Raw genomic sequence first — 23283 nt, 5'->3', positions numbered from 1 at the left:
CGGGTCCTCCGGGGCGGCCGGCGCGGGCACACGGCCGGCGCCCGCGGAACCGGCAGGGGAGTGGGCGCCATGGGCGACATGTGGACCGGCGGGAAGATCCGCCTGCGAGGCGTCGAACCCGAGGACGTCGCCCGCGCCCGCCGGTGCGGTGACGGCGCGCTGCCACCACGCCGTCCGGTAGCTGCGGCACCGGCGGCACCGGCGGAGCGGCTCGCCCCGGAGGGCGGAGCCGCTCCGTACCCGGCTCACCCCGCCGCGTCGCCCGCCTTCGCCGCCAGGAACCGGGCCGGGAACTCGCCGCCGCCGTGCACCGCCAGATCCGCCCCGTTGACGTACCCGGACAGACCGCCCGCCAGGAACAGGCAGGCGCGGGCGACGTCCCCGGGCACCGCCATCCGCTCCATCGGGATGACGGCCGCGACCGACGCGCCGCCGTCCGCGCCGTAGACCGATGCCGCGCTCTCGGTGCGGATCAGCCCCGTGGTGATGTGGTTGACCCGCACCCGCGGCGCCCACTCCAGGGCCAGGGCCCGGGTCAGGGCCAGCAGCCCCGCCTTGGCGGCCGTGTACGCGGCGGTACCGGGCTGCGGGTCATGGGCGGAGACGCTGCCGATGTTGACCACCGCGCCGCCGTCCTCCTGGGTGCTCATGACGCGGTGGGCGGCCTGCGCCACGTAGAACGGGGCGAGGAGGTTGAGCGCGACGATCTTCTCCACGAAGCGCGGTGAGACGGTGGCCGCGTCCGCGTCCGGCGAACCGCCCGCGTTGTTGACGAGTACGTCGAGCCTGCCGAAGCGCTCCACCGCCGCGTCCACCAGGAAGGACGCCGCCGCCGGGTCCCGTACGTCGGCCGGGACGAACACCGCCTCCCGGCCCCGGGCCGAGGGCAGCTCCCGCGGCGCGTCGCGGCCGCAGACCACCACCTCCGCGCCCGCGCCGAGGAACGCCCCGGCGATGGCGGCACCGATGCCCTTGGTGCCGCCGGTGACGAGCACCACGCGTCCCGTGAAGTCCAACGGGTTGCCGATCTCCATGCTGTGCGGTCCCTTTCTCGCGCGGACACCGTCGGTCGGGTGCTTCCGCGTACGCCGTCGGTCAAGCGGTCAAGCGGTCAGGAGGCCGGGCGTCAGGCGGTCAGGCCGAGCCCGGCCGCGAGCCGCGCGCGGTGCCGGGCGGGGGAGCCGAACAGCTCCCCGGACCCGTGCGCCCGCTTGAAGTAGCGGTGGGCGTCGTGCTCCCAGGTGACCCCGATACCGCCGTGCAGCTGGATCATCTCGCCGGCCACCGCCGAGAACGCCTCGGAGCAGACCGACTTCGCGACGGCCGCGGCCCGGGGGAGCGCGCCCGGGTCCAGGTCGGCGGCGAACGCGGCACCGAGCGCCGCCGAACGCGCCGACTCCACCAGGACGTAGGCGTCCGCCAGCCGGTGCTTGACCGCCTGGAACGAGCCGATCGGACGCCCGAACTGCACCCGGTCCCGGGCATAGGCGACGGTGATCTCCAGGCAGCGCCCGGCGGCCCCGGCCTGCTCCGCGGCGAGCGCCGCGCACGCCAGGTCGCGTACGTGCTCCAGGACCCGCCCGCCGTCACCGTCCGCGCCCAGCAGGCGCGCCCCGGCTCCGTCGAACACCCAGCGGGCCTGGCCCCTGGTCCCGTCCATCGTCACCAGGGGCTCCCGGCGCACCCCGGGAGCGTCCACCGCCACCTCGAACAGCGAGATCCCGGCCGCCGTACGCGCCGCGACCAGCAGGACGTCCACCCGCCCCGCGTCCAGGACGTGCTCCTTGACCCCGGTGAGCACCCAGGAGGCACCCGGGCCGCGGCCCGGCACCGCCCCGGCGCGTACCGAGGCCGGTTCCCAGGAACCCCCCTCGGCCCAGGCCAGGGCGCCCACCGAGCCGCCCCCGGCGAGCGCGGGCAGCAGCCGCCCGCAGGCGTCCTTGTCCCCCGAGGCCAGGAGCGCCCCGGTGGCGAGCACCGCCGACCCCAGAAACGGCAGCGGGCTCAGGCACCGGCCCAGTTCCTCCATCAGTACATGGACGTCCCGCGCCCCGCCGCCCGCCCCGCCGTACTCCTCGGGCACGGCCAGCGAGGCCGCCCCCATCTGCTCGGCCAACGGCGCCCACGCCGCCTCGTCCTGATGCCTGGTCAGCAGCGACCGGACGGCCGACCGCAGCTCTTCCTGCTCCTCAGTCAGCCTCACCGGACTGCTCCCCTCGGGGTGTTCTCACGGTCTTCTCACGGTCAGCTCGGGGTCTTCTCACGGCCGGACGGACAGCACGCGGGCCCGGCAGGCGGCCGGGGTGCCCCAGGCGTCACGCAGCGGCCGGGCCTTGCGGATCCACAGGGACAGGTCCAGCTCGTCGGTGTAACCGATGGCCCCGTGCAGCTGGAGGGCCGTACGGGCGGCACCGTAGGCGGCCTCCCCGGCGGTGACCTTGGCCGCCGCGATCTCCCGGCCCGCGTCCTCGTCGTCCGAGGCGAGGGCGAGGGCCGCCCCGTGGATCAGCGGCTCGGCGAACTCCAGCGCCAGCAGTGTGTCCGCCAGCCGATGCTTGACCGCCTGGAAGGAGCCGATGGCCACCCCGAACTGGGTGCGCCCGGTGACGTACTCGACGGTACGGGCCAGCAGGGTGCGGCCCACCCCCAGTGCCTGCGCCGCCGTGGCCAGCGCGGCCACGTCCGCGGCGTACGCGGCGGCCGCCGCCACCGCCGGGCCCTGGGCGAGGACCGTCCCGCCGGACGGCCGCGACAGCCGCCGCCCCGGGTCGGCCGAAGGCTGCACCGGGCCCGGGGCCCCGGCCAGGCGCAGGGTCTCGCCGTCCACCACGTACACCGCGTCGGCGGCGTCCGCGTCGAGCGCGTACGGGCCGTGGCCGGCCAGGCACAGCGAGGCCATCGTGGTGCCCGAGGCGAGGTTGGGCAGCCGGGAAGCGGCCAGGCCCTCGTCACCCAGCCGGTCCAGCAGGGCCGCGACGGCCACCGTCTCGACCAGCGGTCCGGGCACCGCATGGCGCCCCAGTTCGGTGAAGGCGACCGTCAGTTCGACGGGGAGCAGGCCGAAACCCTCGTGGCGCTCCGGTACGGCCAGCGCGAAGACCCCGGCCCCGGCCAGCCCGGTCCACAGCGCACGCCCCGGCCCGTGGTCGCCCGCCGCCCAGGCCCGTACGGCGGCCGGGGTGTCGCAGGAGGTGAGCAGACCGCCGAGGGAACGGGCGAAGTCCCGCTGCTCGGCGTCGAGGAGGAAACGCATCAGCGGCGTCCCTTCGGCAGGCCGAGCAGCCGCTCGGCGATGATGTCGCGCTGGATCTCGTTGGTGCCCGCGTAGACGGGGCCGGCCAGCGAGAAGACGTACCCCTCGGACCAGCCGCCGTGGGCGGGCGAATCGCTCGCGTGGTCCGCGAGTTCGCCGTACGGGCCGAGCAGGTCGAGCGCCGTCTCGTGCAGCGCGATGTCCAGCTCGGACCAGTAGATCTTGTTGAGGCTGGACGCGGCCGGGGCCGCCCGGTCCGCCTCGTGCAGGACACGGGAGGCGCCCGCGTAGGAGAACAGCCGGTAGGCGCGTGCGCCGATCACCGCGTCGGCGACCCGGTCGCGCAGCGCCGTGTCGGACGGGTCGCCGTGCTCCCGCCACAGGGCGGTCAGCCGGTCCGCGGCCGCGGTGAAGCGGCCGGGGCTGCGCAGGGTCAGCCCGCGCTCGTTGCCCGTGGTGCTCATCGCGACCCGCCAGCCCTGCCCGGGCTCCCCGATGACGTCCTCGTCGGGCACGAAGACGTCGTCCAGGAAGAGTTCCGCGAACGCGGGCTTCCCGTCGAGCCGCCCGATGGGCCGTACGGTGACCCCCTCGGCGTCCAGCGGGAACATCAGATACGTCAGCCCCCGGTGCGGCCGGTCCGCGTCCGGGTTGCTGCGGAACAGCCCGAAGGCCCGGTCCGCGAAGGCGGCCCGGGACGACCAGGTCTTCTGGCCGCTGAGCAGCCAGCCCCCCTCGGTCCGCCGGGCCGTGGACTTCAGCGAGGCCAGGTCCGAACCGGACTCCGGCTCCGACCACGCCTGCGCCCAGATGACCTCACCGCGCGCCATCGCCGGCAGGACGCGCGCCCGCTGTCCGGCGGTGCCGTGCTCGAAGAGGGTCGGGGCCAGCAGGCTGATGCCGTTCTGGCTGACCCGGCCGGGCGCCCCGGCCGCGTAGTACTCCTCCTCGAAGACCAGCCAGCGCAGCAGCGAACTCCCGCGCCCGCCGAACTCCTCGGGCCAGGAGACCGCCGACCAGCGGTCGGCGGCCAGCACCGCCTCCCACTCCCGGTGCGCGGCGAAACCCTCCGCGGTCTCCAGGGACGGCAGGGGAGCGGCGGGCACATGAGCGGCCAGCCAGTCGCGTACCTCCGCGCGGAACTCCTCGTCCGCCGCGTCGAATGCGAGGTCCATCAGCCGCCCGCCTTCTTCATCGCCCCGATGTCCATCCCGCCGAGCGCGTCCGGCGCGGTCTCGGCGTTGTGCGCGTGCGCCAGGTGGTGCAGGCCGAACACGGAGTCCATACCGGTGTGCAGTCCCTGGAGGTCCTCCGCCTGGTTGACCGCGCGCTTGGTCAGGGCCAGGCCCATGCGGGGCATCTCGGCGACGCGCAGCGCCAGCTCCCGGGTGCGCTGCGCCAGTTCCTCCCGGGGAACGACCCGGTTGACCATGCCGACCTCGTAGGCGCGCCGGGCGCTCATCCGGTCACCGGTGTAGAGGAACTCCTTGGCGATCCGCGGCGGCATCACCCACGGGTGGGCGAAGTACTCGACACCGGGGATGCCCATCCGGACCACCGGGTCGGCGAAGAACGCGTCCTCGGACGCCACGATCAGGTCGCACACCCAGGCGAGCATCAGACCGCCCGCCACGCACGCCCCCTGCACGGAGGCGATCACCGGCTTGGGCAGCTCGCGCCACCGCCGGCACATCCCCAGGTACACCTCGGACTCCCGGGCGAAGCGGCTCTCCGCGCCCTCCTTGTCCGAGTGGTCCCACCAGAGCCCCGCCCTGCGCTCGAACGGCAGGTGGGCGTCCCGCTCCGGGGTCCCGATGTCATGGCCGGCGGAGAAGTGCTTGCCCGCCCCGGCCAGGACGACGGTCTTCACCTCGCTGTCGTCGGCCGCGCGGTAGAACGCCCGGTCGAGGGCGTAGGTCATCGCGGAGTTCTGCGCGTTGCGGTAGCCGGGCCGGTTCATGGTCACCGTCGCGACCGGGCCCTGCTTCTCGTAGCGCACCGGTTCGTCGTGGGCAGCGGGCATCGGCCCCTCCTTCCCTAACAAGTGTTTGGTAGATTAACGTACCGCCATGAGCAGAGTCGAGGAGTTCCGCACCGAGATCCGCGGCTGGCTGGCCGCCGGCCTCACCGGTGCCTTTGCAGGTCTGCGGGGCCGCGGCGGCCCCGGCCGGGAGCACGAGGCGTTCGCCGAACGGCTCGCCTGGGAACGGCACATGGCCGCCGAGGGCTGGACCTGTGTGGGCTGGCCGAAGGAGTACGGCGGCCGGGGGGCGACCATCGAGGAACAAGTCGCCTTCCACGAGGAGTACGCCCTGGCCGACGCCCCCGCCCGGGTCAACCACATCGGCGAACAACTCCTCGGCCCGACCCTGGTGGCCTTCGGCACACCCGAGCAGCGGGCCCGTTTCCTGCCGCCGATCGTCGCCGCGGAGGAACTGTGGTGCCAGGGCTACAGCGAGCCCGACGCCGGCTCCGACCTGGCGAACGTCCGCACCCGGGCGGAACGCGACGGCGCGGACTGGGTCGTCACCGGGCAGAAGATCTGGACCTCACTCGCCCACGAGTCGCAGTGGTGCTTCGTCGTCGCCCGCACCGAGCCGGGCTCCACCCGCCACGCCGGCCTGTCCTACCTGCTGGTCCCGCTCGACCAGCCCGGCGTCGAGATCCGGCCGATCCAGCAGCTGACCGGCACCTCCGAGTTCAACGAGGTCTTCTTCGACGGCGCCCGCACCCGCGCCGAACACATCGTCGGCGCCCCCGGCGACGGCTGGCGCGTCGCCATGGCCACCCTCGGCTTCGAACGCGGTGTCTCCACCCTCGGCCAGCAGGTCGGCTTCCGCCGCGAACTGGAGACCCTCATCGACGTGGCCCGGCGCAACGGCGCCGCCGGCGACCCGCTGATCCGCGACCGCCTCGCCCGCGCCTGGACCGGACTGGAGACCATCCGCTGCAACGCCCTGCGGATGCTCGACGGCGTCGCGGCGGGCGCGCCGGGCCCGGAGGCGTCCATCGGTAAGATCTTCTGGGCCACCTGGCACCGGGAACTCGGTGAACTGGCCATGAGCGTCCTCGGCGCGGGCGGCACGGTCGCCGCCGGGGAGCCGTACGACCTCGACGACTGGCAGCGGCTGTTCCTCTTCTCCCGCTCCGACACCATCTACGCCGGATCCAACGAGATCCAGCGCAACATCATCGCCGAGCGCGTCCTCGGCCTGCCCAAGGAGATCCGCCCGTGACCCACCGGCCGCCCTACGTACCGGGGCACTCCCTCCTGGAAGGACGCACCGCGGTGATCACCGCCGCCGCGGGCGCCGGGATCGGGGGAGCGACCGCCCGCAAGTTCCTGGAGGAAGGCGCCCGGATCGTCATCGGTGACGCCCACGAACGCCGACTGAAGGAGAGCGCCGCCGCCCTCGCCGACGAGTTCGGCAAGGACCGGATCGCCGCACTGCCCTGCGACGTCACCGACCAGCAGCAGGTCGACGCCCTGTTCGCGTTCGCCGCCGGACACCACGGCGGCCTCGACATCGTCGTCAACAACGCCGGACTCGGCGGCACCGCCGACCTCGTCGACATGACCGACGAACAGTGGGCGAAGGTCCTCGACGTCACCCTGGGCGGCACCTTCCGCTGCACCCGCGCCGCCCTGCGCCGGCTCAAGGAGCAGAACGCCGGCCGGCGCCGGCTCGGGCAGGAGGAGAAAACCGGCGGCGTCGTCGTCAACAACGCCTCCGTGATCGGCTGGCGCGCCCAGCGCGGCCAGGCGCACTACGCCGCGGCCAAGGCGGGCGTCATGGCCCTGACCCGGTGCGCCGCCCTGGAGGCCGCCGACTTCGGCGTACGCGTCAACGCGGTCGCCCCGAGCCTCGCCATGCACCCCCACCTGGTGAAGGTCACCACCCCCGGACTCCTGGCCGACCTCACCGAACGCGAGGCGTTCGGCCGGTACGCCGAACCCTGGGAGATCGCCAACGTCATCGTCTTCCTGGCCAGCGGCTACTCCTCGTACATGACCGGGGAGACCGTCTCCGTCAGCAGCCAGAGGGCGTGAACACGATGACCGGAGCCTCCAACGCCGAACGCCGTGCCGAACTCCTGGCCACGGCCGCCGAAGTGTTCGCCGCCCAGGGTTACAACGCCACCACCGTCCGCCGCATCGCGGACGCCGCGGGCATGCTCGCGGGCAGCCTCTACTACCACTTCGACTCCAAGGAGTCGATGCTGGACGAGATCCTCTCGGCCTTCCTCGGCGAGCTCTGGGCCGGGTACGACACCGTCCTCGCCGCCGGACTCGGCCCCCGGGAGACCATCGAGGCCCTCGTCACCGAGTCCTTCCGGCAGATCGACCGCCACGGCCCCGCGGTCGCCATCTACCAGAAGGAGTCCAAGCACCTCTCGGCCCAGCCGCGCTTCGGCTACCTCGCCGACTCCCAGGTGAAGTTCGAGGACGCCTGGCTGCGCACCCTGGAACGCGGTGTCGCCGAGCACGTCTTCCGCGCCGACCTGGACATCCGCCTCGTCTACCGGTTCGTCCGCGACACCGTCTGGGTCGCCGCGTCCTGGTACCGCCCCGGCGGCACCCACAGCCCCGAGGAGATCGCCCGCCAGTACCTCTCCATGGTCCTGGAAGGCATCACCCCACGTACCTGATTCCACGTCATACCCCTTACGAAGGAGCAGTCATGGCCGAGGCATACATAGTCGAAGCGGTCCGCACCCCCGTCGGCCGGCGCAAGGGCGGACTCTCCGCCGTGCACCCCGCCGACCTCGGCGCCCACGTCATCAAGGCACTGGTCGAACGCACCGGCATCGACCCCGCCGCCGTCGACGACGTCGTCTTCGGCTGCCTGGACACCGTCGGCCCCCAGGCCGGCGACATCGCCCGTACCGCCTGGCTGGCCGCGGGCCTCCCCGAGGAGGTCCCCGGCACCACCGTCGACCGGCAGTGCGGCTCCTCCCAGCAGGCCGTCCACTTCGCGGCCCAGGGCGTGCTCTCCGGCACCCAGGACCTGGTCGTCGCCGGCGGCACCCAGAACATGTCGATGATCCCGATCGCCTTCGCCAGCCGCCAGGCCGCCGAACCCCTCGGCCTCACCGACGGCCCCTACGCCGGCTCCGAGGGCTGGCGCGCCCGCTACGGCGACGCCCCCGTCAACCAGTTCCACGGTGCCGAACTCATCGCCGAGAAGTGGGGCATCAGCCGCCGGGACATGGAGGAGTTCGCGCTCCGCTCGCACCAGCGGGCCCTGCGCGCCATCGACGAGGGCCGCTTCACCCGCGAGACCGTCGCCTACGGCGACGTCACCGTGGACGAGGGCCCGCGCCGCGACACCTCGCTGGAGAAGATGGCCGGCCTCAAGCCGGTCGTCGCGGGCGGCAGGCTCACCGCCGGAGTCTCCTCCCAGGTCTCCGACGGCGCCTCCGCCCTGCTCATCGCCTCGGAGCGGGCCGTCGCCGAACACGGCCTCACCCCCCGCGCCCGCGTCCACCACCTCTCGGTACGCGGCGAGGACCCCATCCGGATGCTGTCCGCCCCCATCCCGGCGACGGCGTACGCCCTGAAGAAGGCCGGGATGTCCATCGACGACATCGACCTGGTCGAGATCAACGAGGCGTTCGCCCCGGTCGTCCTCGCCTGGCTGAAGGAGACCGGCGCCGACCCGGACAAGGTCAACGTCAACGGCGGCGCCATCGCCCTCGGCCACCCGCTGGGCGCCACCGGCACCAAGCTGATGACGACCCTCCTCCACGAACTGGAGCGCACCGGCGGCCGCTACGGCCTCCAGACCATGTGCGAGGGCGGCGGCCAGGCCAACGTCACCATCATCGAACGGCTCTGAGCCGGCACGGCCGGCGGGGCCGGACACGGCCCCGCCCGCCCCGCCCGCGCTCCGGAGCGGTTTTGTGCCCCTGCCCGGTTCAGGTGCCGGTGTGGGCGACGAAGGCGGCCCACGGCGCGTGGCCGACGCGCAGGGTGGGGCCCTGTCCTGCGGTCTTGGTGTCCCGGACGTGTACCGCGAGACGGGTGGTGGCCACCTCGACGCAGTCGCCGCCCCCGGATCCGCTGTGGCTGCTCTTGAACCAGCGCAGTTCGCCCGTGGCCCCGGTGTCTCGGTTCACGCTCATGTCTCTCCCACCAGCTGTTCGATGAGCCGCGCAGACTCCCGAGTGTTCAGGGCCTGCGATCGCAGCTTGCCATACCGCGAGGCGAACGCGCTGACGTCGGCCGGTTCGCTGACGATGCACCCGATCTCCTGTGCTTCGACGTATCCCAGCCGTCGGAGCTCTCTGGTCTCGATCAGGACGAACGGACCGTCCAGGCCGACGTGGAAACCGGTCCCGGCAGGCATGACCTGGACCTCGACATTACGCAACTCTCCTACTTCCAGAAGCTGCTCCCACTGCCCTCGCATGAGCTCCGGGCCACCCACCGGATTCCGCAGCGCCTCCTCCCCGATGATGAACGACAACTCCGCCAGCGGATCCCGGGTGAGCAGCTTCTGGCGGCTCAGCCGGGCCTCCGTGTGCTGGTCCACGATCTCCTCGCTGAACGGCGGGCAGTGCCCGGCGAACACCGCTCGCGCGTACGCCTCCGTCTGCAGCAGCCCGGGGACCAGCAGCGGATCGTACGAGAAGCGGCTGAGGACCTCCGCCTCGACGGCCGCGAAGTTGCGGAAGAACCTGGGGAGTTTGGCCCGGTCCACGTCCGGCTGGAGCACCTCCAGCACACCACGCGCGTCCAGCACCCGTTCCGCGGCCTCGGTGAACGCCTCCTTCGCCGGGCGGCGCCCCTGCTCGACCGAGGCGACCTGCTCCAGCGAGTAACCGATGGCCTGCCCCAGTGCCTGCTGGTTCAGGTCCGCCCGCTTGCGCAGGTGGCCCAGCAGCGTGCCGTAGGCCACCCACACCCCCGGAAGCTCGCCGTCCTCCCGTGCCCTCGTACGTACCGCGCTGCTGCTCTTCGTCTCCCGCACCGGCCTCACATCCCTCTCCGCCATCGGTTCCTCCCCGGTCCGCCCTGCCCCCGGCCCCACCCTGACGGGGACAGGTTCAATGGGAGGGCCGTTTCCCGGGATACGGCCGCCACCCGTACGGCACCCGTACAAGACCCGTACAACCGGGCCGCCGTGCCTCCGGACAGTCCCGTACCGCCGTCCCGCGTACGGCCGTCGGTCCTGGTCAGGGGGGGTCGCGCAGCTCACGATGGCGTGGTGAAGCCACAGACGGACATTCCCGGGGCCGGTACTCCGCGCGCGGAGTCGCGCGTCCTGCTCAGCAGCACACCGCGCGGTGCGCGGCTGGCGCGCGCCCTCGCCGTACAGCAGTTCACCGAGTGGTGCGCCTGCCCGTACGACTCCGACGAGGCCCGTACGGTTGCCCTGATCACAGCCGAACTCGCGGCCAACGCGATCACCCACGGCCGTCTGCCCGGCCGCGACTTCCGGCTGACCCTGCGGCTCCTGGCGGAAACCGTCCGGATCGAGGTCACCGACGCACGGCCCGAACGGCTCCTGCCCGCCACCGCGCCCGCACCCGGCGGCCCCGGAGCCGTGACGGGGAGAGGTCTGCTCCTCGTCGACGCATACGCGGACCGCTGGGGATGCGCCGTCCGCGACGCGTACACCAAGTGCGTGTGGGCGGAGGTCCGGACAGGACACCCGCGGCCCCTCACGTAACAGCCCCGGCCGACTACCGTGGTCCCGCATGAACGACACCGAGACCGATGTCACCGCCGAACTCGTCCGCGGCCTGCTGTCCGACCAGCACCCCGACCTGGCCGGCCGCCCCCTGAGGCTCGGCGCGCGCGGCTGGGACAACCAGCTGTGGCGGCTCGGCGACGACCTCGCCGTCCGGCTGCCCTGGGCGACCCCCACGGCGGACGCGCTGCTGCGGAAGGAACACGCGTGGCTGCCGTCCCTCGCGCCGGGCCTGCCCCTGCCCGTCCCCGTCCCGCAACGCCTCGGCGAACCCTCCGGCCGCTTCCCGCGCCCCTGGACCGTCACCACCTGGGTCCCGGGCACACCGGGAGACCTGGCCCCCGCCACACGTGCCACCGAGGCGGCCGACACCCTGGCCGCGTTCCTGAGGGCCCTCCACAGGCCCGCGCCCGCCGACGCCCCCGTGGGCAACTACGGCCGTGGAGGACCGCTGGCCGACCTGGCCGAACCGTTCGCCCGGCAACTCGCCTCGGCCACCGAACGGGGGCTGGTCACCGACCCGGAGGCCGTACGGGCCGTCTGGGAGGACGCCGTCACCGCACCGCCCTGGACCGGCCCCGCCCTGTGGCTCCACGCGGACCTGCACCCGGCCAACGTCCTCACCGCGGACGGCACCTTCTGCGGCGTCATCGACTTCGGCGACCTCTGCGCGGGAGACCCGGCCGGCGACCTCGCATCCGCCTGGGTACTGCTGCCGGACGGTGCCATGGACCGCTTCCACGCCGCCTACGGACCGGCGGCCGACCCGGCGGCACTGCGCCGCGCCCGCGGCTGGGCCCTGCTCCAGGCGTTCAGCGGCATCTTCGTCGGTGACGCGGGCGTCCACGGCCGCCCCGGCGGCAAGGCCACCTGGGGCCCGCCCGCGCACGCCGCACTGAGGCGCCTCACCGCCACGGCCGCCCCCCGGACCCCGGGCTCCAGCGGATAGGCGTACGCGATGTACGCCCTGCCCGGGACCCCCGCAGCCGGGCGCGCCACACCAGGAGCCCGCCCCCGGCGCCGTACGCCAGGAGCAGGACACCGTGCACAGCGTCCTCGCGCCGCTCCAGGGACTGGACGGTCCGCTGCTGACCGTAGGTGCGCGTACCGACGGAGGCGGAACCGTCGAGCACCGCGCACCGGGTGTCCTCCGGCCGCATGGGACCGGGGTGCTCCTCACCGCCGCGTACGTTCTCCCCGGGACACACGACCTCGGGGGACGCTGTCAGGGCGCTCGCGAGATCCGCCGCCCCCCACAGCGCCGGCACGAGGAAGAGGGCCGCGAGGGCGACACCGTGCTTCACCGGACCCCCTTGCGACGGAACGGGCCCGGACGCTCCGCGCGATCAGCCTGCTCACCGGGACGCCCGGACCCTACCGTACGCATGTCCGAGCCGGGCCCGCCCCGGCTCCCCGGCCGCCGGCCCGTACCTCACCGCCGCACCAGCGCCAGCAGACTCAGCCCGAACATCAGGACACCCAGGGGGAGATGGACCGACGGTACGTGCGCGATACCGAGCACGACCTGGACGGAGGCGAGGACGAGGAAGCCGGACGCGTACCAGACGGGCCGGGGTGATCCGCCGCCCGGCTTCCACGCCAGTACCGCCGCGAGCACGTACAGCATCGACGCCCCGTACATCACACGGGCTCCGACGCTGTGCAGCGCCTCCCCGTAGGACGAGGTCAACAGCAGCCCGGCGGAGACCGCCTGAAGGAAGACGGTCAGGGTCTGCAGGCCGACCGCGATCGTCAGGAACGAGAAGCTGCGCTGTACCGGCACCTGGGTGGCCATGTCACGGTCCTCCTGCTCTGCCCCGGGGGCAGTAGATCGATAAGGTCTCACCAGCCCGACGGAACGGGCCTGCGAAAGGTAAGGCGAGGGGGCGATCGGGTTCATGGGGACGGCCGGGACGGGCACCGACGGGATAGCCGGAGAACGACGCCAACTGATCAATGTCGCCTACCGGTTGCTCGGATCACTGGCCGAGGCCGAGGACGCCGTCCAGGAGGCGTACGCACGCTGGTACGCGCTGCCGCGGAACCGGCGGGCGGAGATCGTGTCCCCCGGCGCCTGGCTGACGACGGTGACCGGCCGCGTCTGCCTGGACGTGCTCCGTTCGGCGCGGACCCGGCGCGAGCGCTACGTCGGCGCGTGGCTGCCCGAACCGCTGCCCGACCGCGCCGAACGGGACCACGGCCACGGCACCGACCCCGCCGACCAGATGGTCATGGACGAATCGGTGACCATGGCCTTCCTCGTCGTCCTGGAATCGATGACGCCCGCGGAGCGGGTGGCGTTCGTCCTGCACGACGTCTTCCGCTACCCCTTCGCCGAGATCGCCGTCGTCCTCGGCCGGACCCCCGCGGCCTGCAAGCAACTGGCGGCCTCCGCCCGCCGGCGGGCGGGCGCCGCACGCACACCGGTGACGGCGGTGGGACAGGCCGACGTGGTACGGCATGTCAAGGAGGCATGGGAGACGAAGGACATCGCGGCCCTCGTCGACCTCCTCGACCCGGCCGCCGTGATGACCGCCGACGGCGGAGGCATGGCCGGTACCGTGCTGCGCCCGGTCGAAGGCGGCGCGCACATCGCCCGGTACATGGCCGCCATCGCCGACAAGGCCCCGGGCCTCGAACTCCTGGAGCGGTCCGTCAACGGTCTGCCGGGCCTGGTGGCCCGGCGCGCCGGCGCCGTCACGACCGTGGCCTCGTTCGAGGTCTCCGGCGGCCGTGTCACCCGGATCTGGGTGGTCCGCAACCCGGAGAAGCTGCGCCCCTGGACGCGGGCGGAATGAAATGAAGCGTGCCGCGGAGACGCGTGCGGTGGCCCGGCTCCCGCGGGGCCGCTGTGAGTCCCGAAGTCCCGTCCGCCCGCCCACCGGAGCAGCCGATGCCCGTGCGCCGCGCCGTATTCGGCATCCTGTCCGAGTCCGTGGGGGCGCTTCCGGCCGTCAGGATCTGCCCACCATGACCTCTCGGAAGCCGTCGCGGACCCGCACCGGGATATTCGTCTGGACGGGGATCGTGTTCATCCTGCTCGTCTCCTGCGGAGTCGGCCTGAGCCTGGTCGGCGAGGGCCTCGGCGGGCGCCGTGCCCTCGCGCACGGCCCGTTGGGCACGTTCACCCCCACCGGCCGGGAATGCGGGAAAACCTCCTGCGCCTGGCTGGGAACGTTCACCGGCGCCGACGGCACGGTCACCGAGGAGCACGTGGAACTGAAGGACGCCGAGGAGGTCCGGCGCGACGACCCGATGCCGGCCGCTGTCACCGACGTACGCCTGGACGACGAAGCGAACCGCCCGACCGCCTACACAGCCGACTACAGCTGGTACCCGCCCGTGGTCGAGGGGGCCCTCTTCCCCCTCGTGGGCCTGGGGATATCGGCCTTCCTGCTGACCGTGCCGAAGCGGCAGAGGCCCACCGCCGTCTCCCCATGAGCCCGCGGAGCCGGGAGCGGGCTCCTACGGGTCCGGAACGGGCTCGCCAGGCCCGCCCGGGGCCGCCCGAAGCCGGCCCGGGGCCGTTTCCGCCCCGCTCCCGTACCGCCTTCACCAGCTTCCCGGACCGGCCCGTCCGCAAGCCGGTGTACGTCTCCGCCCGCGACGGTTCAGCCCGCAACACCCCACCCGTACAAGACGAACGCCCTGCCCCAGGCGTTCTGCGACAACCTTCGGTCCTGCTCGGTCCGGTCGGTCCGGGAGCGTCCCAGCGGTCGCTTCCCCGCCTTGGTCCGCCGGCGCCGCATCTGGTGCCGCGTTCCATGGCCTGATGCCGGAGAGGCCGACGCAGTGTGCCCATGATCTCGGGCATGCACACCTCCTCGGGTATGCGGGGCCACCTTCGTGTGAAACCACTCAGCCAGCATGTCTCGGTACTCGTTCGACTGCATAGGGTGACCGACCGGGTCAGCCGTCCGGTGAAACCCGCACTCGCCTTCCCGAGGAGCCAACCGATCATGTCCGCACCTGTCGTCGACATCTGGGGCCGCGTGGCCCCTGAGGCCCGTACCTCGTCTGCCCCGGCGCCGGAACCCCACGACGAATGGTCCCTCCACGGCGGCACGGCCTGGATCTACTACAGTCCGCTGAACCGCAGGCAGCTGGTCCGGCCCGTCATCCTCTCCGACGGTTTCTCGGGTGGACCCAGCGACCTGGACCAGTTGTGGCAGGGCCTGGAGGAGAACGGCGACTTCCGCTTCATCTCCGAACTCCACGCAACCGGCCGAGACGTGATCATCCTCGGCTACGACGACCGCACGGCGTCGATCACGGAGAACGCCGACACCGCCATCGACTGCGTCCGCCGGGCCCTCAGTGAACGGGTGGGCCGGTCGAAGCTGGTGGTGGGCGGGTTCAGCATGGGCGGTCTGATCACCCGCTACGCGCTGGCCAGGATGGAGCGGGACCCCGCGCTTCCCGATCACGAGGCGGCCCTGTATCTCTCCTACGACACCCCGCACGAGGGCGCGTGGCTGCCCGTCTCCCTCCAGGCGTTCACCCACTTCGCGGCGGACAACTGGGGAGAGGCTCCCCTCGTGGGGGAGAAGCTGCGCCAGTTCTCCGCGCTGCTCAACAGCCCCGCCGCCCGGCAGATGGCGCGCTGGCACGTGGAGAAGGCCACCAGCACCGCGAAGGAGGCGCCGGAGCGCGTGGAGTTCCTCCAGGCACTCGAAGAGGCCGGCGGCTGGCCGCGAGCCGTTCGCAAGATCGGCGTCGCCAACGGGGTCGACACCGGTAGCGGCAACGGCATCGAGCCCGACGCGACCGCTGTGCGGGCTGACGGTGAGACGCTGGCCGACACGTGGCTCAAGACCCAGACGCAGGGCAACCAAGAGGTCGCCCGCCTGCAGAAGAAGGGCGACGAGGCGGTCCCGGTCACCACCAGCGGGCTGCCCGACATCGACGGCGCTCCCGGAGGCCTGTTCGCCGCGCCCTCCCCTCAGGGCGACCTCGGCAGCTTCGGCCTGGTCGCCCTCCTCGCGCGTCTCCTCGGCAACGAGGTGGACCCGGACGCCATCACCACGTCCTGCTTCATCCCGAGCATCAGCGCCGTCGCCGCCGGCGACATCAGCGACCCGAAGGCGCTCTACCAGCCGATCACGCCGGACCTCAGCGCCCTCGACGCCTTCCTGTGCGCGAGCCGCAACGAGGGACACACAGCCATGACCGAGGAACTCGGCGCCTGGATCGTGAACGAGATCGTCTCGGGCAGCTGACCACCGGGGTGGGCGGGCAGCTAACGGACGATCCCCGCCCACCCCGGCGACCTGATGGAACGTGGTCATGGAAAGGGGCGGTTCAACCGGAGCATCGGCCCAGCGCTTGATGACCTTCGTGACGGGGAGGGCGGGAACACCGCAGTCCCGTGCTGCGGGTCGGAACGTGTGTGGCCCCCGACAACGCGTCAAGACTGTGCGCGAGAGGCGCCGGCAGCGGCCGGCGGACGGCCTCGGACGCACCGGCGACGCCGTACGGCCGCATCCCGCCATCCCCCGGAAGCGCGGGCGGATGGCGGGTTCGGTCAACCCGTCGGCTCAGCCCCCGCAGCCGTAGCCGTAATGGGCCTCGACGCTGGTCACCGCGTTGTCGTAGAGGAAGAGGAGTTCCTGCTTGTGGCCGGGCTCGATAATCCAGTTGAGGCCGCGGAAGTTCTCGTCGGTCCAGACGCACACATGACGGTCACTGCGGTTCCACACCGATCCAGCCCGGTCGTTCCACGCCCAGCCGATGTTGCGGATGTCCACCGGATCGAGCTGCAGGACGTCCCCGGTGTTGTTCTGGCCGTCGAAGAGGCAGACTTTGCCTTCCGAGCAGCGGGCCACGCCACCGTCTTTGGGGTCATCGGCCGATGCGGTCACCGGAGCCGCCAGTACGGCGGTGGCGGCGAGGACCACTCCTGCTGCGGCGGTTCTGACTGACAGTTTCATAAGTGCCCACTCCCGTTTCTCCCATGGAAGCGCGGTCATGATCGCCGCGTTCATCTGCCTTCGTTGAGGGCATCCGGTCGTAAGGCGGTTCCCACACGCATGTGTTCACAGGGATGAGGTTGATCACAGCCTCTGGAGGAGCCGGCGCCGGGCCGTGGCTCCTGAGCAGCCCGCCATCCGTCCGGGACATCAGGCCGTGCGACTCCGGCCCGCGGTACACGCACGGTCCCCACGAGTGCGGTCCGGCCGGGAACGCGCAGTCGGCCGGGGCTGCGACGGCGCCGCTCGGGAACAGGTGGCGGCAGCGGAGTCACGCGCTCCCCGTGCTCCGGTGGTTCACAGGACGGTGAGAGTGACCGGCCCGCCCGTGGCGGTATGAGTGGCGCTGGTAGGGGGGTCCGGGCACCGTGAGCCGGGCGCCCCTCTGCCAGGACCTCCGGATGAGGCGCCCCTTCTGCCAGAGACCCTGAGTTCTCTGTGCCGCCTCGCGTGCTTCGGTGAGGGCGCGCTGCCCGAAGGCGCCGGACGGCTGAGTCGTGGTGGCGGCCAGGATGTCCCCCCTCCCGACGGCCCGCCCGTCCTCCCGCGGACGGACAGGGGCCGGAGGGCGTCATCAATGACCGGGGCGGAGCCGGTTCGCCCGGCATCCTGGCCGGGCCACGCGGAGTGCCCCTGGCGGTCCGCTGGAGCGGGCTGCCAGGGACACTCGGTTCACCGGGGGCGGTTCACTGCCATACCCACAGGATGTACTGGCCGCCGCCGATCCCGTCGCAGTAGGCGTCGCCGGCGTACGAATCGCGCAGCGATATGCATGTCGAGTACGAGAAGGTGCCGTACTTCACGTAGCCGGGCACGGCTGCGGTCCGATTCGTGCCCGTGTCGGAGGCGGGGGCCGCCTGCGCGGTGGCGACCGACCCGCCGGCCAGCAGAGCGACTCCCGCCGCGAGGCCGGCGATCCATGTACGAGTACGCATGGTGCTCCTTCAGATCATGTGTCGGGTGATGTGCCGGGGGCCGGGTCCCGCCCTTCCCCCTACGTCTCCGGCACGGGACTTCAGCCGGATCCGGGCAACGCCGACAATGACCGCGCGGCCACCGGGCCGACAAGGAGATCCAGCGTTCGGGTCTGTTCGGAACGGAGCCCAGCAGTGTTCCGAACACCCCCGAACATGGCCGGTTTCGGAAGAGCCAGGTCAACACCTGTGGGGTCATGCTGAAGCAATGAGCCAGAAGGGGAGCGGCCTCGCGGAACTGCCTGAGGGAGCACCACACCCCGCACAGGCCCGGACCCCCGCAGAGTTCACCGCGGCCCTGCGCACGCTGAGGATCTGGTCGGGGCTGACCTACCGACAGCTTGAGGACAAGGCCGCCGCACACGGCGACGCCCTCCCGGCCAGCACAATCGCGACCACTCTCGGGCGCGTCACCTTGCCCAGGGAAGGATTTGTCGACGCCTACACCCGCGCGTGCGGCCTGGGCACCGAAGAGGTGCGCCGATGGCTCGGGACCCGCCGCCGCATCGCGGCCGACGAACCCCTGGCAGACGGCGACGCACGCGAAGATCCCGGCCCCGCGCCCGCCGGCGCGTCCGCTCCGGCGGGCCCCCCGCGGTGGCACCGGGTGGCCGGCCTGCTCGGTGCCGCGGCTCTCGGGATCATGGGCGCACTCGGTGTCAGCGGTTTGCCACGCGATGTGCCGGCACCGGCCGCCCTGCCCGAGATGCCGGTGACCGGCCTGCGCATGCTTGCCGTGGGAAGCTGGGCCAGGATCCACCCCGCTCGCACGCCCGAGCTGTGCCTCACCGAAGGCAGGGACCGCACCGGTCGCTACCGGACCGCCGTCGCCGCCCAACGGCCCTGCGCGGATGCCGCCCTGCCTCAGGTGTTCCTCGAACCGCTGGGCAAGGACACCGTGCAGATCCAGTGGCACCACCCGAAGCACGGCATCGGCTGCCTCACCGCCCTGACGAAGGGACCGGGGCTCGACCTGTTCGAACCCCGCGACGACTGCGCCGACCACGACCGGGCCCAGCAATTCCACATCGAGCGCTTCGGGCCGCCCGCCACCGCCCGCTTCCGTATCCGCCCGGTCGTCACCGGCCGGTGCCTGAGCCTGCGCGACCAGGACACCCAGGACGGAGCGGAAGCCGTCCAGGGCCGTTGTTCCGGCGCCACTGACCAGGACTTCCTGATCGAACTGACCCCGCCCCCGCACCCCGCTGCCGGACGAGCCCAGTCGTCCCGGTCCGGGCTCCCGTAGGAACCGGTGCGCCCGCGATCCGTCGGACAGCTCCTAATCCCTGACCTTGAGGAAGCGCATCCTGGTCGCGCCGTTGCTGTCGGTCCCCCCGGCCTCGGCGTCGGTGATCCTGCCGCCGGTGAGGACGAACATCAGGTGCAGGCGGACCGTCCGGGGGCCGGAGGTGACCGTGTACTCGGTCATGATGTGTGTGGTTCCGCCCTGCTGCTCCTGCCTCGCCGCGTTGATCGCCGCGATCTGGGTGAAGCTCGTCAGGAGGGTGTCCGTGGTCTCGTCCCTGAGCCAGCCGATGATGTAGCCGCTGCCGCCGGTGGCGGAACCGAGCGCGTACCGTACATCGCTGTCGATGTGGTAGACCCCGGCTTCAGGGAGCACGATGTCGGACTCGGGGACCGGCACGTCGGTACCGGCCCGGGCCAGGAGGTCGGCGTGCTGCCGCTCGGAGTTGAGGAACCCGCTCACCGGCGTGAGGCGGGCGCCGATCTCCCACCTCTCGGGGCAGCCGGACGTCCCGGTGACGTCGATGTCCACCGACCGTTCGCCGCCGGTGCTGCCGCCAGGAGCGATACCCGTCAGGCCGATCCGCGGCACGAGCAGCCCGCCGGTCGTGTTCCGCGCCGCATTGCACGGGGACGGGTCCAGAGCAGGCGTGTCGGGCGCGTACAGACATCCGTCGCTGCCCCGGACGATGGCGTTGTCACGGTCGGTGGAGATGCACGGGGGGCGGGCGGTGGAGCACCCGTCCTGGCAGGAGGCGACCGGGAAGACCGGCGGGACCGCGGCGTAGGGGATCGAGCCGTCGAGGGTGTCGGTCGTGCAGGTGACCGTGCCGTCGCAGTCACGGCAGGTCGTACGGAGGAAATGCCTGCCGCAGCCCGGGGCGGACGCCTGGACGGTGAGGACGAAGCTGTCGACGGTCCACTGCTTGGGGCCGACCCGGCAGGCGTCGTCGTCGCCCGTCTCCAGGTTCAGCTCGATGACGACCTTTCCCGCGAGGACGTCCGCGAGGGGCACGGCGGTCGGTGGGATGACACCGTTGTCGTCCCCGCCCGCCGGGAGGTCGGGCGGGCCCAGGAGGTCGGTGCGGACCGGGGTCGTGCCGTTCCACAGGGCGAAGCGGCCGTAGAGCCGGCAGGCCGTGCTCCTGCCGTCGTTGTGGACATGGACCGAGGCGCTGACCGTGACATCGGCGGGCTTGCCGCGCAGGGACGCGGGGTCGATGTGCACGACGCCGGCGAGCCAGGTGTGCCGGCCGCTGTGTGTTCCGTCGTCGGCGGGGAACGTGCCCGTGCCGCTGTTCAGGATGGTCTGGGCGACGGCGGGGTCCAGCGCGGCATGGGTGTCGGCGATGGTGTAGTACGGCGTCGGGTCGGTGCTGCTCGCGGTCGCCGTGACCCGGTACGGCGCGGAATCGCGCAGCGGGATCGTCTCGCAGTGCTCGCACGGTTCGGGGCAGGGAACGGGGCCGGGGCAGGGGACGGGAGGACAGGGAGGTCTGGGGCCGGGGCAGGCGGCAGGAGGGCAGGGCGGCTTGGAGGGCCGGCAGCCGCCTATGGCGATCGGGGAATTCCCGCAGCCGCATTCACTCATGGGCCAACTCCTTCTGTGAGGCTGGACGGTGGAAGTGGCGGTGGGAGCCGTGCCGCTTCGGCGCGGCCGGAGCATGAGGGGACGGCACACCGGCTCATCCGCCGGAACGGAGGAAGGCGAGCCGGAGCAGGGGAGTCGGGGGAGAGCGGCGGACCTGGAACCGGCCGCGCGGCCGGGGAACGGAACCAAGCCCGTCCGGCGGACCGCTCGCCGGGCCGTGGCTGACATGACGTCAGGTGTCATCCGGCTGCGTGTTCCCGCAGCCGGTAATGTCCTCGGGGTGGGAAGCAGAAGCGACGCTGTCGGCCGCTCTTCGCGCCTCTGCTCCCGGGGAACCACGTCGAGCGCTCGGACACAGGCACATCCGAAGCCGGATCACATGCCTTCTTCGCCGGCGTCCCCAATGTACTGTCCTGTGTTCCGCCGGGCATTACCCCGTTAGGGTGACCGCTTTCACCGAGGCGGCAGAGCGCTCACATGTCTGCCGGTGCACGGGCCGGGGCGGCTCCTGGCCCTTCTCGGCCTCGCGATCCATGGGGGCGGCCCCGCTCGGTACCTGCGCATGGCTCTGCCGTCGCCTGCTCGGGCGGCCCTGCCCTGGACGAAGGCTGTGCGGGGCCGCCGGGCCGACCGGACGGCCTTCGCCGGGCAGCGCCTTGTACGTACCGGTGAGCGGTGGTCCGCCGCCCGCCGGGGGCCACGGCGCGCGCCATGACGCGCCGCCCGTGGCGCGCCTCGCTTGACCTTGACACAGTGGCAAGGTCTTCACTGTGGCCCAGGAGGTGGTCCCGATGGCCATGCCGGACCAGGACACGGACATGCATACGGATACGCGGGTGACGCAGGCGCTCCGGGCGCTGGAGGACGGCCGGCCATCCGTGCGGCTGAGGGCGGCGATGGCAGCCGGTACGGCCCCCGACCGGCGGTACACCGGCAAGCTGGTCGAGCGGTGCGCGGTCGAACCCGACTTCCAGGTACGGGAGATGCTCACCTGGGCGCTCACCCGGCACCCGGCGGGGACGGCGGTTCCGGCGCTCGTCGAGGAGGTCCGCTCGGAGCGTGCACAGGCACGGAGCCAGGCGCTGCACACCCTGTCCAAGATCGGGGACCGGCGGGCGTGGCCGGTGATCACGCGGGCGCTGCTGGCCGACGCCGACGAGGAGGTGGCGCGGACCGCCTGGCGGGCGGCGGTCGTCCTCGTGCCGGAGGGGGAGGAAGCCGGACTGGCGGAGGTACTGGCGACCCAGCTCGGGCGCGGCGGACGGGAGACGCAGCTGAGCCTCAGCCGGGCGCTGATCGCCCTCGGCGAGGTGGTGACGCCGGTACTGAGCGCCGCGACGGCGGATCCCGATCCCCGTGTCCGTGCGCACGCGGTGGCCACGGAACGGCTGTGGCGTGACCCCGACGGCGGGTTCGAGCTCGCGGTCGAGGAGGCGAAGCGGGTCAGGGTGCTCGGGACGGCCGGCCAGGAGGAGCGGTAGGCGGTGCGGATCGGTGAGGTGGCACGGAGGTCCGGGGTCAGCGCCCGCATGCTCAGGCACTACGAGTCGCTCGGCCTGGTGCGGCCGACGGGCCGGTCCGGTTCCGGCTACCGGGAGTACTCCGGCGAGGACATCCGGCGGATCTTCCACGTGGAGAGCCTGCGGTCCCTGGGACTGTCGCTGCGCGAGGTGGGGCGGGCGCTCGACGACCCCGGGTTCGCGCCCTCCGAGCTGGTCGACGACCTCGTGCGGCAGACCCGGGAGCGCATCGCGGCCGAGACGGAACTGCTCACCCGGCTCCGCCGGATCGGCGCCACGGAACCCGCCGCCTGGGAGGACGTCCTCCAGACCGTCGCGCTCCTGCACGGGCTGGGCTCGGAGCACGCCGGAAAACGCCAGCGTGCGGCCCTGTCCTCGGCCGGGGAGGACCGGGCGCCGGTGGAAGCACTGGTCGAGGCGGTGCTGAGCGAGAGGGACCCGAGCGTCGCCGGAGCCCTCCGATGGGCTCTGGCGCGGTCGGGCGGGGCGGGGCCGGCGCTGCTGGCGGAAGGACTCGGCTCACCCGTGGCGGAGGTCCGGGAGCGCGCCGTCCAGAGCCTCGCCGAGATCCCGGACGAGGAGGTGACCGTCCTGCTGCGGGAGGCCCTCCGCCACACCGACGCCGTCGTGCGCGGGCACGCGGCGCTCGAACTCGGGGCGCGGGGGGTGGCCGACGCGATCCCCACGCTGATGGACATGATCGTGGACGAGGTGAACGACGTCGACGCGGCCGACAGGCTGAGCGCCCTGGCGAGCCGCCCGGAACTGGTGGAACGCATCGCCGCCGGCCTCGTGGAGCGGCTCGCCCGCGGCGCGGAACCGTCCGCCCGCGGCCGGCTGACCCAGGCGCTCGCGGACATCCCCGGGAGCACGGCGTCGGACACCCTCGCGGAGCTGTCGCACGACGAGGACCGCGCTGTCGCGTTCACCGCCAGGTACCTCGTCGGACGGCGCGGTGAGGCGACGGCCGGCTGAAGGTACGGCGGGCGGCGGTCGGCTGAAGGCGGGGCAGAGCGTCGGCAGGTTGAAGGCGG

The 23283-nt window shown here is 72.7% G+C and carries 24 protein-coding genes; 12 read left to right on the top strand and 12 right to left on the bottom strand.

Translation table 11 applies throughout. The features are described from left to right. Positions 1-245: 245 nt before the first annotated feature. The 5 genes from CP967_RS03145 to CP967_RS03125 all read right to left on the bottom strand — a co-directional run bounded on the left by CP967_RS03145 (position 246) and on the right by CP967_RS03125 (position 5276). Positions 246-1034, bottom strand: a complete 789-nt coding sequence (locus tag CP967_RS03145) for an SDR family oxidoreductase (RefSeq protein WP_150486451.1) — start codon at positions 1032-1034, stop codon at positions 246-248. A gap of 92 nt (positions 1035-1126) precedes the next feature. After that, positions 1127-2203: an acyl-CoA dehydrogenase family protein gene (locus tag CP967_RS03140; RefSeq protein ID WP_150486450.1), complete on the bottom strand. Its 1077-nt coding sequence runs from the start codon at positions 2201-2203 to the stop codon at positions 1127-1129. 57 nt (positions 2204-2260) lie between these two features. Beyond that, positions 2261-3253: an acyl-CoA dehydrogenase family protein gene (locus CP967_RS03135; RefSeq protein ID WP_150486449.1), complete on the bottom strand. Its 993-nt coding sequence runs from the start codon at positions 3251-3253 to the stop codon at positions 2261-2263. Beyond that, positions 3253-4428: an acyl-CoA dehydrogenase family protein gene (locus tag CP967_RS03130; RefSeq protein WP_150486448.1), complete on the bottom strand. Its 1176-nt coding sequence runs from the start codon at positions 4426-4428 to the stop codon at positions 3253-3255. Before CP967_RS03130 ends, CP967_RS03135 begins: the two co-directional genes overlap by 1 nt. Beyond that, complete coding sequence (locus CP967_RS03125) at positions 4428-5276, bottom strand: enoyl-CoA hydratase (protein WP_150486447.1); 849 nt, start codon at positions 5274-5276, stop codon at positions 4428-4430. Before CP967_RS03125 ends, CP967_RS03130 begins: the two co-directional genes overlap by 1 nt. A gap of 46 nt (positions 5277-5322) precedes the next feature. On the opposite strand from CP967_RS03125, the gene CP967_RS03120 reads away from it, so the two are divergent. Genes CP967_RS03120 through CP967_RS03105 form a run of 4 tightly spaced genes read left to right on the top strand, consistent with a single transcriptional unit; the run spans position 5323 to position 9093 of the window. After that, positions 5323-6489 carry an acyl-CoA dehydrogenase family protein gene (locus CP967_RS03120; RefSeq protein ID WP_150486446.1) on the top strand — a complete coding sequence of 389 codons (1167 nt, stop codon included), beginning with the start codon at positions 5323-5325 and terminating at the stop codon, positions 6487-6489. Continuing rightward, complete coding sequence (locus CP967_RS03115; protein WP_150486445.1) at positions 6486-7304, top strand: SDR family oxidoreductase; 819 nt, start codon at positions 6486-6488, stop codon at positions 7302-7304. The genes CP967_RS03120 and CP967_RS03115 overlap by 4 nt, the downstream gene beginning before the upstream one ends. A 5-nt stretch (positions 7305-7309) precedes the next feature. Beyond that, positions 7310-7903 (top strand): TetR/AcrR family transcriptional regulator, encoded by a 594-nt coding sequence (locus CP967_RS03110; RefSeq protein WP_150491671.1) that lies wholly within the window; start codon positions 7310-7312, stop codon positions 7901-7903. Positions 7904-7935: 32 nt separating this feature from the next. Beyond that, complete coding sequence (locus tag CP967_RS03105) at positions 7936-9093, top strand: acetyl-CoA C-acetyltransferase (RefSeq protein WP_150486444.1); 1158 nt, start codon at positions 7936-7938, stop codon at positions 9091-9093. Positions 9094-9172: 79 nt separating this feature from the next. Here CP967_RS03105 and CP967_RS03100 read toward each other — a convergent pair whose 3' ends face one another. Both CP967_RS03100 and CP967_RS03095 read right to left on the bottom strand, forming a co-directional pair. Beyond that, positions 9173-9379, bottom strand: coding sequence for a DUF397 domain-containing protein (locus CP967_RS03100; RefSeq protein WP_150486443.1), 207 nt, complete (start codon positions 9377-9379; stop codon positions 9173-9175). Further along, positions 9376-10251, bottom strand: a complete 876-nt coding sequence (locus tag CP967_RS03095; RefSeq protein ID WP_150486442.1) for a helix-turn-helix domain-containing protein — start codon at positions 10249-10251, stop codon at positions 9376-9378. Before CP967_RS03095 ends, CP967_RS03100 begins: the two co-directional genes overlap by 4 nt. Before the next feature lie 213 nt (positions 10252-10464). Between CP967_RS03095 and CP967_RS03090 the strand changes: the two genes are divergently transcribed. After that, positions 10465-10929 (top strand): ATP-binding protein, encoded by a 465-nt coding sequence (locus tag CP967_RS03090; RefSeq protein ID WP_150486441.1) that lies wholly within the window; start codon positions 10465-10467, stop codon positions 10927-10929. 28 nt (positions 10930-10957) lie between these two features. Next, complete coding sequence (locus tag CP967_RS03085) at positions 10958-11899, top strand: aminoglycoside phosphotransferase family protein (protein ID WP_150486440.1); 942 nt, start codon at positions 10958-10960, stop codon at positions 11897-11899. On the opposite strand, the gene CP967_RS03080 is transcribed toward CP967_RS03085, so the two are convergent. Both CP967_RS03080 and CP967_RS03075 read right to left on the bottom strand, forming a co-directional pair. Then, a complete protein-coding gene (locus tag CP967_RS03080; protein WP_150486439.1) occupies positions 11856-12254 on the bottom strand; it encodes a hypothetical protein in 399 nt (132 codons plus the stop codon). The genes CP967_RS03085 and CP967_RS03080 overlap by 44 nt on opposite strands. A 128-nt stretch (positions 12255-12382) precedes the next feature. Further along, complete coding sequence (locus CP967_RS03075; protein WP_150486438.1) at positions 12383-12745, bottom strand: hypothetical protein; 363 nt, start codon at positions 12743-12745, stop codon at positions 12383-12385. 103 nt (positions 12746-12848) lie between these two features. Between CP967_RS03075 and sigJ the strand changes: the two genes are divergently transcribed. The 3 genes from sigJ (at position 12849) to CP967_RS03055 (ending at position 16169) form a co-directional block, all read left to right on the top strand. Further along, a complete protein-coding gene (gene sigJ, locus CP967_RS03070; RefSeq protein WP_150486437.1) occupies positions 12849-13748 on the top strand; it encodes an RNA polymerase sigma factor SigJ in 900 nt (299 codons plus the stop codon). A gap of 172 nt (positions 13749-13920) precedes the next feature. Next, complete coding sequence (locus tag CP967_RS03065; protein WP_150486436.1) at positions 13921-14391, top strand: hypothetical protein; 471 nt, start codon at positions 13921-13923, stop codon at positions 14389-14391. 518 nt (positions 14392-14909) lie between these two features. Then, the gene (locus CP967_RS03055; protein ID WP_150486435.1) at positions 14910-16169 is read left to right on the top strand and encodes an esterase/lipase family protein; all 1260 of its coding nucleotides are present in this window, start codon (positions 14910-14912) and stop codon (positions 16167-16169) included. Between the two features lie 318 nt (positions 16170-16487). Here the strand turns inward: CP967_RS03055 and CP967_RS03050 are convergent, their stop codons facing one another. Together CP967_RS03050 and CP967_RS03045 are read right to left on the bottom strand one after the other, a co-directional pair. Next, entirely contained in the window at positions 16488-16880 is a 393-nt protein-coding gene (locus CP967_RS03050; RefSeq protein WP_167535316.1) for a peptidase inhibitor family I36 protein, read from the bottom strand. Between the two features lie 725 nt (positions 16881-17605). Further along, entirely contained in the window at positions 17606-17854 is a 249-nt protein-coding gene (locus CP967_RS03045) for a hypothetical protein (protein ID WP_150486433.1), read from the bottom strand. Positions 17855-18101: 247 nt separating this feature from the next. Here CP967_RS03045 and CP967_RS03040 point away from each other — a divergent pair, with 247 nt between their 5' ends. After that, positions 18102-19139, top strand: coding sequence for an XRE family transcriptional regulator (locus CP967_RS03040; RefSeq protein WP_150486432.1), 1038 nt, complete (start codon positions 18102-18104; stop codon positions 19137-19139). Positions 19140-19172: 33 nt separating this feature from the next. Here the strand turns inward: CP967_RS03040 and CP967_RS03035 are convergent, their stop codons facing one another. Beyond that, complete coding sequence (locus CP967_RS03035; protein WP_150486431.1) at positions 19173-20729, bottom strand: hypothetical protein; 1557 nt, start codon at positions 20727-20729, stop codon at positions 19173-19175. A 791-nt stretch (positions 20730-21520) separates the two neighbouring features. Between CP967_RS03035 and CP967_RS03030 the strand changes: the two genes are divergently transcribed. Then, positions 21521-22210, top strand: a complete 690-nt coding sequence (locus CP967_RS03030; protein ID WP_150491670.1) for a HEAT repeat domain-containing protein — start codon at positions 21521-21523, stop codon at positions 22208-22210. 3 nt (positions 22211-22213) lie between these two features. Next, the gene (locus tag CP967_RS03025) at positions 22214-23224 is read left to right on the top strand and encodes a HEAT repeat domain-containing protein (protein WP_150486430.1); all 1011 of its coding nucleotides are present in this window, start codon (positions 22214-22216) and stop codon (positions 23222-23224) included. The last annotated feature ends 59 nt before the right edge of the window (positions 23225-23283 follow it).

This window comes from Streptomyces nitrosporeus, assembly GCF_008704555.1.
Lineage (GTDB): Bacteria > Actinomycetota > Actinomycetes > Streptomycetales > Streptomycetaceae > Streptomyces > Streptomyces nitrosporeus.
Note: the sequence above shows the minus strand (reverse complement) of the source record. Positions and strands in the feature narration are given on the sequence as shown.

What these genes read in the sequence shown, in the direction of transcription:
- CP967_RS03045 (WP_150486433.1), bottom strand. Translation starts at nt 17,854, where the DNA reads ATGCGTACTCGTACATGGATCGCCGGCCTCGCGGCGGGAGTCGCTCTG.
- sigJ (WP_150486437.1), top strand. Translation starts at nt 12,849, where the DNA reads ATGGGGACGGCCGGGACGGGCACCGACGGGATAGCCGGAGAACGACGC.
- CP967_RS03075 (WP_150486438.1), bottom strand. Translation starts at nt 12,745, where the DNA reads ATGGCCACCCAGGTGCCGGTACAGCGCAGCTTCTCGTTCCTGACGATC.
- CP967_RS03130 (WP_150486448.1), bottom strand. Translation starts at nt 4,428, where the DNA reads ATGGACCTCGCATTCGACGCGGCGGACGAGGAGTTCCGCGCGGAGGTA.
- CP967_RS03055 (WP_150486435.1), top strand. Translation starts at nt 14,910, where the DNA reads ATGTCCGCACCTGTCGTCGACATCTGGGGCCGCGTGGCCCCTGAGGCC.
- CP967_RS03095 (WP_150486442.1), bottom strand. Translation starts at nt 10,251, where the DNA reads ATGGCGGAGAGGGATGTGAGGCCGGTGCGGGAGACGAAGAGCAGCAGC.
- CP967_RS03145 (WP_150486451.1), bottom strand. Translation starts at nt 1,034, where the DNA reads ATGGAGATCGGCAACCCGTTGGACTTCACGGGACGCGTGGTGCTCGTC.
- CP967_RS03050 (WP_167535316.1), bottom strand. Translation starts at nt 16,880, where the DNA reads ATGAAACTGTCAGTCAGAACCGCCGCAGCAGGAGTGGTCCTCGCCGCC.
- CP967_RS03120 (WP_150486446.1), top strand. Translation starts at nt 5,323, where the DNA reads ATGAGCAGAGTCGAGGAGTTCCGCACCGAGATCCGCGGCTGGCTGGCC.
- CP967_RS03100 (WP_150486443.1), bottom strand. Translation starts at nt 9,379, where the DNA reads ATGAGCGTGAACCGAGACACCGGGGCCACGGGCGAACTGCGCTGGTTC.
- CP967_RS03105 (WP_150486444.1), top strand. Translation starts at nt 7,936, where the DNA reads ATGGCCGAGGCATACATAGTCGAAGCGGTCCGCACCCCCGTCGGCCGG.
- CP967_RS03035 (WP_150486431.1), bottom strand. Translation starts at nt 20,729, where the DNA reads ATGAGTGAATGCGGCTGCGGGAATTCCCCGATCGCCATAGGCGGCTGC.
- CP967_RS03030 (WP_150491670.1), top strand. Translation starts at nt 21,521, where the DNA reads ATGGCCATGCCGGACCAGGACACGGACATGCATACGGATACGCGGGTG.
- CP967_RS03125 (WP_150486447.1), bottom strand. Translation starts at nt 5,276, where the DNA reads ATGCCCGCTGCCCACGACGAACCGGTGCGCTACGAGAAGCAGGGCCCG.
- CP967_RS03040 (WP_150486432.1), top strand. Translation starts at nt 18,102, where the DNA reads ATGAGCCAGAAGGGGAGCGGCCTCGCGGAACTGCCTGAGGGAGCACCA.
- CP967_RS03065 (WP_150486436.1), top strand. Translation starts at nt 13,921, where the DNA reads ATGACCTCTCGGAAGCCGTCGCGGACCCGCACCGGGATATTCGTCTGG.
- CP967_RS03085 (WP_150486440.1), top strand. Translation starts at nt 10,958, where the DNA reads ATGAACGACACCGAGACCGATGTCACCGCCGAACTCGTCCGCGGCCTG.
- CP967_RS03110 (WP_150491671.1), top strand. Translation starts at nt 7,310, where the DNA reads ATGACCGGAGCCTCCAACGCCGAACGCCGTGCCGAACTCCTGGCCACG.
- CP967_RS03135 (WP_150486449.1), bottom strand. Translation starts at nt 3,253, where the DNA reads ATGCGTTTCCTCCTCGACGCCGAGCAGCGGGACTTCGCCCGTTCCCTC.